Origin of the sequence: Bacteroides pyogenes DSM 20611 = JCM 6294 (assembly GCF_000428105.1) — a bacterium.
Classification (GTDB): Bacteria; Bacteroidota; Bacteroidia; order Bacteroidales; family Bacteroidaceae; genus Bacteroides; species Bacteroides pyogenes.
On record NZ_KE386624.1, the window covers coordinates 161,512 to 173,790 of the forward strand.

Here is a 12,279-nt window from a genome sequence, read left to right on the forward strand (position 1 = left end):
TACAATCTTTCTTTCTCGATCCGATTCCCGCTCCTGCCGGCTTGTTCATTCCACCACCGTATAGATGTCGGGATAATTGCGTCCGAATCCGTCGTAATCCAATCCGTAGCCCACAATAAAGTCGTTCGGAATATTCATCGCGATGTATTGGATATCCAAGTCCACCTTCAGCTTGTCGGGTTTCACCAAAAGCGAAGCGATATGGATGGATTCCGGATGCCGGGTTCCCAGACTTTCGACCAAACGCTGCATAGTCAGCCCCGTATCTACAATGTCTTCTACAATCACTACCGTGCGTCCGGCAATATCCTCGTTCAGCCCGATCACCTCCTTAATGGTTCCGGTAGAAGCCACTCCCTGATAAGAAGCCAGCTTTACGAAAGACACTTCGCAGGGGATAGTGATATGCTTCATCAAGTCGGAAGTAAACATGAAAGAGCCGTTCAATACGCTCAGAAACAAGGGATTCTTTCCTTCCAGATCGCGATTGATCTCATTTGCCACGCGAATCACTTCCCTCTGAATGTCGTGCGCTTTAATGGAAACGGTAAATTGTTTGTCTTTTATCTGAATGGTATCCATAACCGGTAATTTTAAAAAAGTTGAGGCAAAAGTACTATTTTTATTCGACTCTATGTATCAACTTTTACAATTTCTTTGAGAGAACAGGCAGATTAAGACAGGCATACCGCAAGAAAATGGCTACCGAAACAGAGAAAGACAACCAAACTATGGTTTATCAACCACATGACAAAATATTGAAAGAGCCTCATCGGTATAAACAGGAAAGCCGTTTCAGCCCACAAACCTGAGGCTGAAACGGCTTTTAACGCATCCGTGCTATTTATCCGGAAATGATGGGGCTAATCAAATGCCCAACGATTTCTTCACAGCTTCTACCTTTTCCGTCGCTTCGGCATCGGCGTTGGCGAAACAGTTGCGGCATCCCATATCGCCGGTGACTTCCATATAGAATTTAATCTTCGGCTCGGTTCCCGACGGACGAACGGAAACTTTACTTCCATCTTCGGTGAAGTATTGCAGCACATTCGATGTATCGGGCATATCGAGTTTCGTTACATTGCCTTTGTCATCCGTTTGCTCCAATACCTGATAGTCTTTCCGCAAAACCACTTTCGAACCGCCCAGTTCTTTCGGAGGATTCGAGCGGAAGTTCTCCATCATGGCTTTAATCTCTTCGGCTCCGCTCTTGCCCGGCTTCACTACATTAACCGTAACTTCTTTGGAGAAACCGTATTCAACATAAATATCGAGCAGCAACTGATAGAGCGATTTGCCGTTGTCTTTCGCCCAAGCGGCTATTTCCGCAATGAGGCAGCAGGCAGAAACCGCGTCTTTATCGCGAACAAAGTCGCCGGCAAGGAACCCGTAGCTTTCTTCACCGCCGCCGATGTATTTCTTTTTACCTTCGCGGATACGTATTTCGCGCGCAATCCATTTAAATCCGGTATAGCAATCGAGCATTTCGATTTGGTTCTTATCGGCAATTTTCTTGATCAGTTCGGTGGTCACGATAGTCTTTACACAGAATTCGTTTCCTTTAATCTTGCCCAATTGCCTGTATTGGGTCAGGATATAGTAAAGATACATCATACAAGTTTGGTTACCGTTGATCAGCACCCATTCGCCTTTATCGTTTTTGCAAGCGATACCCACACGGTCGGCATCCGGATCGGAAGCCATCACAAGGTCGGCGTCGATCTTCTTAGCCAGATCGATAGCCATGGTCAATGCTTCGGCGTTTTCCGGATTCGGAGAAACGACTGTCGGGAAATCTCCGCTCTTCACCATCTGTTCGGGCACGGTAGATACATTTTCGAATCCCCACATTTTCAGAGCTCGCGGAATCATCGTCATGCCCGTACCGTGAATCGGCGTATAAACAATCTTCATGTCTTTATGACGGGCAATAGCTCCCGGATCGAGAGACACCGTCTGCACCGCGTCGAGGAAGATCTTGTCTATCTCCTCGCCGACGATTTGAATGAGCGACGGATTGCCTTCGAACTTAATGTCGGCGGCTGAGGCAATCTTATTTACTTCATCGATGATGCCTTTATCGTGCGGAGCCAATACCTGAGCGCCATCGTCCCAATAAGCTTTATATCCGTTATATTCTTTCGGGTTATGCGAAGCCGTCAGTATAATACCGCTCTGGCAACCCAAATGACGAATGGCGAAAGACATTTCCGGCGTAGGACGCATATCTTCGAAAAGATATACTTTAATGCCGTTGGCGGAGAATATATTGGCGGAAGTTTCCGCAAACAAGCGGCTGTTGTTGCGGCAGTCGTGCCCTACCACCACCGAAATCTGAGGAAGATCCTTGAAGCACTTCTTCAAATAGTTGGAAAGCCCCTGTGTGGCGGCTCCTACCGTGTAGATATTCATACGATTGCTGCCTACACCCATAATTCCGCGCAAACCGCCGGTTCCAAACTCCAGATCTTTGTAAAAAGCTTCTATGAGTTCGGTTTTGTCCTCACTGTCGATCATACGTTTCACTTCAGCCTGAGTTTCGGCATCATAGGCCGGGGTCAACCACTTCTTGGCTTTCTCAGTGACCTGTTTAATAAGTTCCTGATTTTCCATATTGTATTATTTTATAAATTAATTACTTTTACCTATCCGTTGTTTTTACAACACACAAATTTAAAATAATAAGTTTATAATTCCTACCGGTTCGTAGGAAAAAAGACATTATTTTACCAAATATCTGTCTCCGGTTCGTTTCACATACTCCTCAAGGAATTCTTTCGGATAGCCCGGACGAATGACTGTGGCAGGCTGACCGATGGAATTCCGTTCGAACACTCCGTCTTTCATTCGTTTCACCACCCCGTCGTTGTATTTCACAATCAGGAAAGTTCCCAGTTCTTTCCATGTATCGAGCGTCTTGCGGGCAGTTTCGTCCGTATAGCCGGTCAGAAATTCGACCGCTGCTTTTTTATCTTTCTCCAGCAAACCGGCAGCAGTTTCTTCCACCTTTTCCTGCATCCGATTGAATGTTTCTTCCAATTCACGCTGGACGGATCTCAAATCACCGATCATCAAATCGTAACGAGGATATATCATGTTCGACACCCAATTGAATATCCAAAAGGAAGAGTTCCATGAAAAGGTGATATAGTCGGCATTGTCCACACGGGTGTAGCAAACGGGAGCCTTTGTGGCACAGCAATATACAGGCGTAAATACGGTCATATTCGCGTCATCTACCCCAAACCAGAGTACGCCCCCTATGGCATCGGGCTTATCCGCACGCATCTGCGCCACAAACACAAAACCGGTCTGCTGGGTAGAGATGGGGCGTTCGTTGAAATATTCCTTATCTCCTACTTTAAAGTTTAATGGAGACAGACGATAAGGCATTTTATACGGACCGGCTCCGAAGTCGTTCGAAATATCCAGCGGAGTGCCTTCGTAATGGTCGCGCATCATATCCTTCACATCCTGTACCGAAATTTTCCGGTTCGGTCGTACAAACAACGGCATCGGTTCATCGGTATCCCCTTCTATATAAGGAAGGAATTCGTTGCCGCGGTCGGTAAACCGATTGAAATAGCTCCATACTCGTGCTTCGCAGAAACGGCGGGCACCAAAATCAAGTGGAGCGTAAGCCTCAGCAAAGCTGAATTCTTTATTCACACCGTTGAAATATCCTCTTTCACGAGCGAATGAAACAACATCCGGGGAGTATATGCAATTGTCTTTATCGTTCATATCGAACCGATGGATACGGGCTTGGTTGGCATGAGCCGAAATACAATCATCCGGCACACGAACCGCCACCCATACGGCACCGCGGATACCGGGGCCTTTACCGATCATTTCCATTATCCAAATCTCGTTGGGATCGGCAATGGTGAACGACTCCCCGCTGCTGTAATATCCGTATTGTTGCACCAAGTCGGTCATTACTTTAATTGCTTCACGAGCAGTACGCGCGCGCTGCAACGTAATATAAATCAGACTTCCATAGTCGATGATTCCGGTAGAATCGGTCAGTTCGGGACGTCCTCCGAAAGTGGTTTCCCCGATTGTCAGCTGAAACTCGTTCATATTGCCAATCACATTATACGTCCGGCGTGCCTGCTCGATCTCCCCCAAATACTTACCCGTATCCCATTCGTGTACTTTCATCATCGTGCCTTCAGGATAAGTGGCGGCGGGATAATGGTAAAGCTCCCCGAACAATCCGTAAGAGTCGGCGGAATAGGAAACAATGGTCGAACCGTCGGCAGAAGCGTTTTTACCGACAATGAGATTCGTACAGGCGAAAGTGTTCGCCAAAGCTGCCAAAAGCATTACAGCAGATAAAAGGATTCTTTTCTTCATACGTCAACTATATTATTAATTAATTACCATACAAAACTATCTCGAGCAACCGAACGGTTACCGCAACCGTCGGTTACAGTTATTTCCACTACATGCTTTCCGCCTTTCTTCATATACTTCGGATTCAGCTTGCACTCCCAATAAGGCTTTACCATATTGGGGCGTCCGAAAAGAGCGTACTTCCCATCAATTGTTCCCCGGAATGAGCGGATACCTGTCTCCTTGTCCTCAATCCGATAAACGATTTTTTCGTTTTTAACCCAAAGTTTTTTGCCTACCGGTGTTATTTCCGGCGGGACGGTATCCATTGCTACCGTATAAGTGCCCAGTTCACGGACCGATGTTTTCATAAATCCATCTTCATAAATACCGCCCACACTATGCGTTTTACCTTTAGGAGTAATGCGGGCCACATAATATTTCGTGGTATCCGCTACCGGTTTTCTGCGCAAGCCTATGCGAAGTTCGGCGGAGGTATGAAGCGAAAGCGGTTCCTCATGCAGTTGATAAGTAAAAGCCACCGCTCCGCTATCTGCTTTCACGCGGTAAGAAAGAAGAACATCGTCATACAAAGCCCCTTTGGGGACGACCAGTGTCATGCCCGGTTCCTGTAGAAAGTTCGTTTTATTCCAGTCGAAAAAATATTTTTCACGATACTGCAAAGGTTCGATAGGTTGTTCTTTCCCAATTACGGTAAACAAGTAACGGGAGGTATTGCCGAAAACATCACTCAAAGTGTAAACAAACTTATACTCCCGCTCTTCGTCGATAGTCACCCATCCTCGATTTCCCTGCGGCGCATTCAACATCCGCAAAGTATTGCCCGGATCGATAAACGATTTCATATATCCACCGTAAGTCCACGAATTTATCTGCGGATTCTCTTCGTATGCGAAGCGATCGACCGTACTGCGGAACATTTCCTTGCCATCGACCGTCAGAACCACTGAATAAACTCCGTAATGATTGTTGGCTCCATCCATATAGTCGTACGCTTTGATACCCGCCCCTATCATGCCCCAAGCCTCTATGGGGCGCGTATCTTTTCCATCGGGAAGAATCACTTTGTTTTCCTGTAGGCCTTCTACCACTCCCATCCCCGGTTTTGGGAAAAGCATTATCCCATCGGCTTTAGGTGGTCGAGTATCTTTTATTTTAGTCCGGAAGAAAGGCATGGGATCTACGTAATCTCCCGTTTCCGTTTCGAATACATCCAAGTGCAGGTGCGGTCCGAACGAATAACCCGTGTTGCCGCTCCAAGCAATTTGCTGACCGGCTTTTACCGGATACTCGTCGGGAGCCGGAATAATTTCCACTTCCCAGCTTTCTTTTTCATATTGAAGTTTTTCCACCCTTTGGGCAATGGGAGAAAGGAAACCGTTCAAATGACGGTTGATAGTCGTATATCCGTTATGATAACGCACATCGAGCACATAACCCGAGCCGTTGGTAACACGAATACGCGAAATGTATCCGTCGGCCAATGCCCGTACGGGTTTACCTACAACGCCCCCGGTTTTAAAATCCAACCCGCCGTGGAAATGGTTCGAACGGATTTCTCCGAAATTACCGCTCAAGGTAAGCGGAAAGTCGAAAGGCGGTACAAAGCTTGCTTGTTTCTTCTGTGCGTATCCTCCGATACAAAAAGCCAGCATTAGAGCAGCTATATATAATTTCATGGTTCACATTCTTTTTTCATTTTCGCAAAAGTAAACCATTCAAAGTAGAATATGAAATAATAGAGATGGAAATATCAAAGATTTCTCGTCTGGTAATGCAGAAAACAACCAAATAACAAAATAAGAAAGTAGTTAATAAATCTTTTATTATCCATATTCCCCTCACATATTGCACAACTTACTAATGGAATTTTGTACTTTTGCAAGCTATTTTAATAACATCCAAAATTTAAGTTCTAAATCAATGAGAATATCTATCAATGTGATGGCAATAACCATTGCTTGTGTATTAACAAACGTAAACCCTATTTCAACATCCGCAACTACTCCCGAAACTCATCATCCGGGCTGGTTCAACAAAAAGAAAAAGAAGAAAGCCGAAAAGGAAGAAAAAAGTAAAAGCGATTACGAGAAATTAATGGAAGGCAGTAAGGTGAACAAAGGTATGTTCAATGTCTTACAGAAAAAAAATGAGTACTATTTCGAAATTCCCACCTCTCTATTAGGACGCGACTTGCTGATTGTAAACAAGTTGCAGCGTGTCCCCTCAGAACTCAACGAAGCCGGAGTAAATCGCGGTGTAAACTACGAAAATCAGATGATTCGTATGGAATGGGACAAAAGCGCCGGAAAACTGATGTTCCGCCAGCAACGCCCGCTTCCTTTGACACCCAAAGAAGATGCGATCTATCGTTCCGTACGGGACAATTTCATATCTCCGCTCATCGCCGCCTTTAAGATTGAAGCCATAAACAGCGACTCGACGACGCTGGTCATTAAAATAAACGATATATACGACGGAACGGAGACGAGTATCAACAATGTATTTACCAATATCAACCTCGGAACATCCGCCATAAAGAATCTCTCACGCATTTTATCGGTAAAAGCTTTTCCGAACAATGTGATTGCCACGTCGGAATTGACTACCAAAGTAACGGAAGGAACGACAACCGTTCACGTTACGGTGGAAGCCAGTTCTTCTATCTTGCTATTGCCCGAAAAACCGATGATGGGACGTTTCGACAATCAAAAGGTAGGATATTTCACCAATCCGTTGCTTAGCTTCAGCGACGATCAGCAGAGAAGCGATAAAGCACAGTTTATCACTCGGTGGCGCATGGAACCCAAGCCGGAGGACAGGAAGAAATACTTGAAAGGTGAGTTGGTAGAACCCGCCAAACCAATTGTTTTCTATATCGACAACTCCACGCCTTATCAGTGGCGGTCGTATATCAAGAAAGGTATTGAAGACTGGCAGTCGGCCTTCGAAAAGGCAGGATTCAAGAATGCGATCATTGCTAAAGAGATAACAGACACCATGCATATTGATATGGACGATGTGAATTACTCGGTATTGACATATGCCGCTTCAGAGAAAAAGAATGCCATGGGGCCTTCATTGCTTGATCCGCGCTCCGGAGAGATTCTCGAAGCTGATATTATGTGGTGGCACAACGTGCTTTCGATGGTACGCGAATGGATTACTGTCCAGACCGGAACCATCGATCCATTGGCACGAAGCGCCCAATTGCCCGACGCATTGATGGGAGACGCCGTACGGTTTGTCGCTTGCCATGAAGTCGGACACTCGTTGGGTTTGCGCCACAACATGATGGGATCGTGGGCTTTCCCCACAGACTCTCTCCGTTCCGAAAGTTTCACTTCACGGATGAACTCGACCTCCTCTTCCATCATGGACTATGCCCGTTTCAATTATATCGCTCAACCGGGTGATGGAGTCAAGGTTCTCTCCCCCCATATCGGTCCTTACGACAAATTTGCCATTGAATACGGCTATCGCTGGTATGGCAAAAACAGTCCGGAAGAAGAAAAAGACGATTTATTCGAGTTTCTGAGCCGGCACACCGACCGTCTGTATAAATACAGCGAAGCACAAGACATACGCGACGCAGTAGACCCACGCGCGCAAAACGAAGATTTGGGCGACGACCCGGTTCGTTCGTCTCTTTTGGGCATCGCCAATCTGAAGCGCATCGTTCCGCAAATTCTGGAATGGAGTACTACCGGAGAGAAAGGACAGACATACGAAGAGGCTTCACGCTTATATTATGCCGTTATCAACCAATGGAACAATTATTTGTATCACGTATTGGCAAACATCGGCGGCATTTATATTGAAAACACCACCGTCGGCGACGGAGTGAAGACGTATACTTTCGTCGAAAAAGAGAAGCAGCAAGGTGCATTAAACTTCTTGTTGAATGAAGTATTGACCTATCCGAAATGGTTGTTCGACGCCGAAGTCGGAACATACACTTATCTCTTGCGGAACACCCCCGTAGGAGTGCAGGAAAATGCGCCGACACAGGTTTTAAAAAACGCTCAGGCATATATTCTTTGGGATCTTTTAGGAAACAACCGCCTAATGCGTATGATCGAAAACGAATCGAAAAACGGAAAGAAAGCATTCACCGTGGTAGAACTGATGGACGAGCTCCACAAACACATCTTCGGAATCACCGAGCGTGGCGGACGCCCGAATGTCTTGGAACGTTCGCTGCAGAAAAACTTTCTGGACGCGCTACTGACTGCCGCCGCCGAACCCGAAGCAGTGAAGATTAATAAAAAATTGGCGGAAGAGCATTTTTTAATCGATCACTCGAACGGCTTCTGCAGTTGCCATGCGGCCGAACAGCGCAGTCTTCACAATCCCGACAGAATGGGAGCGCCGCGTACATTGAACTTTTACGGCACCCAGCTCAACCGTATCTCCGATGCAATCTCTGTGAAGCGAGGTGAATTATTACGGATTAAGAAATTGCTGCAAAACCGTATCGCGACTTCCGATACCGCTACCCGATATCATTACGAAGACATGATTTTACGCATCAATACAGCTTTAGGAACGAAATAATAAATCAATTTAATTTACATTAGTTTATTCATCAATGAGAAAAAAACATTTATTCATTTTAATATGCCTGCTTGCCAATGCGTTGGCAATGGCAAAAGCAGGCAATCGTATCATTACGGGAATTGTGGTTTCGGGCGAAGATAACGAGCCTCTTATCGGAGCGTCTGTGTACGTCCGCGCCGATGATTTGAAAAAGGCGGGAATCTCTCAGACATCCTTAGGAACCATTACCGACATCGACGGCAAGTTCTCGCTACCTGTTCCCGAACAAATTACCCGGTTCTTCTGTAGTTATATCGGTTATCAGGAACAAGCTGTCAACATACAAGGCAATAAGAAAAACTATCACATCATACTCCAGCCCTCATCGCATACGCTGGCAGACGTAGTGGTGACAGGATACCAGACGCTGGAGCGTCGCAAACTGACTGCCGCAATCTCCAAAGTGGAGCTTTCGGATGCTATGCTAGGGGCAACGAAAAGCATCGACCAGGCATTGACGGGACAAATTGCCGGAGTGGCGGTGACCAATACTTCCGGTGCGCCGGGCGCGCCCGCACGTATCCGTATTCGGGGAACTGCTTCTTTGAACGGCACTCAAGATCCGCTGTGGGTACTGGACGGCATCCCATTGGAAGGAACAGACATTCCGAAGCTTGACAGAATCAATGGCGAAGACAATGACATCAACAACATCAGCCAGTCGTCCATCGCCGGGCTTAGTCCGAACGATATCGAAAGTATTACTATTCTGAAAGATGCCGCAGCAACGGCTATCTATGGAGCGCGTGCAGCGAACGGAGTTATTGTGGTAACCACCAAAAGAGGTAAAGCAGGAAAACCGGTGATACATTTCAACACGAAACTGACTTATTCGCCGAATCCGAGCATTTCGCGACTCAACCTGCTGAATGCCGAAGAGAAAGTAAATTTAGAACTTGAATTGCTGAAAGAAACTTATTCCTTTTTCGGAACACATCCTGCTTACAAGGAAAAAGGGGGAGTAGCCGCCATACTAAATAAACATGACTTAATGAATGATTATCGGACCAACGGTTGGAATGAACTTCCTTCCGATGTTCAGGATGCTATCAACCGGTTGAAAACGATCAACACTGATTGGAACGATATTCTTTTCCGCGATGCTTTTACCCAAGAATACAACCTGAGCTTATCGGGCGGCAGTGAAAAAGTAACCTACTATAATTCTTTGGGATACTCCAACGAAAACGGTAATGTGCCGGGTGTAAACATGACACGTTTCAACCTGACCAGCAAAACATCTTACCAGATAAACAAATTGCTTAAATTCGGTCTTTCGATATTTGCCAACCGCCGGAAAAACCAAAACTTTGTCACAGACTCGAAAGGACTGGCAAATCCTATTTTTTACTCACGCACCGCCAATCCTTATCTAAGCCCCTATGATGAGAATCATCATTATGTTTACGATTACGATATAGCATCTAGTGATAAAGCGGATGAAAAGAGAGGCTTCAATATATTTGAAGAACGTGACAATACAAGTAACGAAACAACCGTAACTGCAATCAATTCCATATTCGATGCCGAACTTCGTTTCAACGACCAATGGAAACTTACATCACAAATAGGCTTGCAATGGGACCAATCAGCGCAAGAAAAATATGTGGGAGCAAACACATTTAACATGCGTAACACGCGTGAGAACGGGAAATATGGCGGTGGGAAATATTTACATCCCGAAGGAGGAATGCACTCCTACTCTCATTCCTCAACTTCCCAAATAACGTGGAAATTGCAAGGAGAATATAAAAATACATTCAAAGATATTCATGACGTGCAAGTAATGGCAGGTTCGGAAATACGTAAGAATTGGTTCGACACCCACTCATCCACCGCTTATGGATACGACCCAAAAACACTTACCAACATCAATATTGTTTTCGAGAATGAAAGTAAAGCTCAAGGAGTAAAGCTACATACTAAAAATTATGTGGAAAACGCATTCGCCTCTTTCTATGCCAACGGATCTTACTCTTTGATGAACCGGTACACCCTCGGCGCCAGCGTGCGTATGGACGGCTCAGACCTTTTCGGTGTCGACAAGAAATACCGCTACTTGCCCATCTATTCGTTCAGCGGACTATGGAGAGCATCCAACGAAAGCTTTATGCAACCGATAAAATGGGTGGACAATCTGGCGCTTCGCTTCTCATACGGATTGCAAGGAAACATAGATAAAAGTACTTCACCCTTTTTAGTCGGAGTATACGAAAAGGCAAGTATCATGCCCGGATATGTCGAAGATATCATTCGTATCAATTCTGCTCCTAACAGTAAACTGCGTTGGGAAAAAACCGCCACATACAATATCGGGTTAGACTTTGCCGTATTGAACCAAGCTGCGAATATCAGCGTCGATTATTATTATCGAAAAGGAACAGATTTGATCGGCATCAGGATGCTTCCTTTGGAAAACGGATTCAACAGCATGAACATCAATTGGGCGAGCATGGAGAATAAAGGAATCGAAATTAACCTTCAGACGCGGAACATCACTACCAAGCACTTTTCCTGGTACACTAATTTCAACTTTGCCTACAATCAAAATAAAGTATTGAAGGTAATGACTCCGGACAACCAGACAACGCCCGGCTTGGAAGGCTATCCGGTAGGAGCCATATTCGCATTGAAGACAAAAGGTATCGATCCTGAAAACGGACGCATCAGGATTATAGGAAAAGACGGTAAAGAAACAACGCTGGAAGCATTGTATAAAATGACAGATGAATCAGGGATAGGCCTTTGGGGACCGAATGTAACTCCTAAAGAGGAAAGAGAATTTTACAGCTACATGGGAACATCCGATGCCCCCTACTCGGGAGGATTTATGAATACTTTCAGTTATCGTAACTGGGAGCTGAATGTAAACTTCGCATACAATTTGGGAGCACATGTAAAAACTGCGCCCACATATAGTTTGACCGATTATGATCCGGGGCGGAATACGAATCGAGATATCCTGAACAGATGGACACCTGAGAATAAAGAGGGAAGCTTTCCCGCTCTCATCACACGTAATAACTTCCCTGCCGATTACTCATTATTGAATGACCGGCCGCAAGTAGCAAGAGCATTGGATATTTGGGTAAAACCACTCAGCTATGTACGATTGCAAAACATACGTTTGGCTTATCGCTTGCCGGCCGAATGGCTTCGTTACATTCGTCTGAACGGAGCTACCGTAGGATTGGAAGCCCGTAACGTATGTGTGTTCGGTTCGAGCTATAAGAATTACCTCGATCCCGAATCGATGAGCAATATTTATGCGACGCCTATACCGCGTTCATTCACATTCAATCTAAATTTGAATTTCTAAAC

At 45.5% G+C, this 12,279-nt stretch carries 6 protein-coding genes; 2 read left to right on the forward strand and 4 right to left on the reverse strand.

Annotation, left to right across the window (positions count from 1 at the left end; genetic code table 11):
• Positions 1 to 45: 45 nt before the first annotated feature.
• The 4 genes from hpt to C234_RS0114685 form a co-directional block, all read right to left on the reverse strand.
• Positions 46 to 582, reverse strand: coding sequence for a hypoxanthine phosphoribosyltransferase (gene hpt, locus C234_RS0114670; RefSeq protein ID WP_021645429.1), 537 nt, complete (start codon positions 580 to 582; stop codon positions 46 to 48).
• 285 nt (positions 583 to 867) lie between these two features.
• Entirely contained in the window at positions 868 to 2,613 is a 1,746-nt protein-coding gene (locus C234_RS0114675; protein ID WP_021645427.1) for a phospho-sugar mutase, read from the reverse strand.
• Between the two features lie 108 nt (positions 2,614 to 2,721).
• Positions 2,722 to 4,359 carry a C69 family dipeptidase gene (locus C234_RS0114680; RefSeq protein ID WP_027326372.1) on the reverse strand — a complete coding sequence of 546 codons (1,638 nt, stop codon included), beginning with the start codon at positions 4,357 to 4,359 and terminating at the stop codon, positions 2,722 to 2,724.
• A 23-nt stretch (positions 4,360 to 4,382) separates the two neighbouring features.
• Positions 4,383 to 6,038, reverse strand: coding sequence for a M23 family metallopeptidase (locus tag C234_RS0114685; protein WP_027326373.1), 1,656 nt, complete (start codon positions 6,036 to 6,038; stop codon positions 4,383 to 4,385).
• A 244-nt stretch (positions 6,039 to 6,282) separates the two neighbouring features.
• Here C234_RS0114685 and C234_RS0114690 point away from each other — a divergent pair, with 244 nt between their 5' ends.
• Positions 6,283 to 8,916, forward strand: a complete 2,634-nt coding sequence (locus C234_RS0114690; RefSeq protein ID WP_027326374.1) for a zinc-dependent metalloprotease — start codon at positions 6,283 to 6,285, stop codon at positions 8,914 to 8,916.
• Positions 8,917 to 8,950: 34 nt separating this feature from the next.
• The gene (locus C234_RS0114695) at positions 8,951 to 12,277 is read left to right on the forward strand and encodes a SusC/RagA family TonB-linked outer membrane protein (protein ID WP_027326375.1); all 3,327 of its coding nucleotides are present in this window, start codon (positions 8,951 to 8,953) and stop codon (positions 12,275 to 12,277) included.
• Positions 12,278 to 12,279 lie beyond the last annotated feature (2 nt).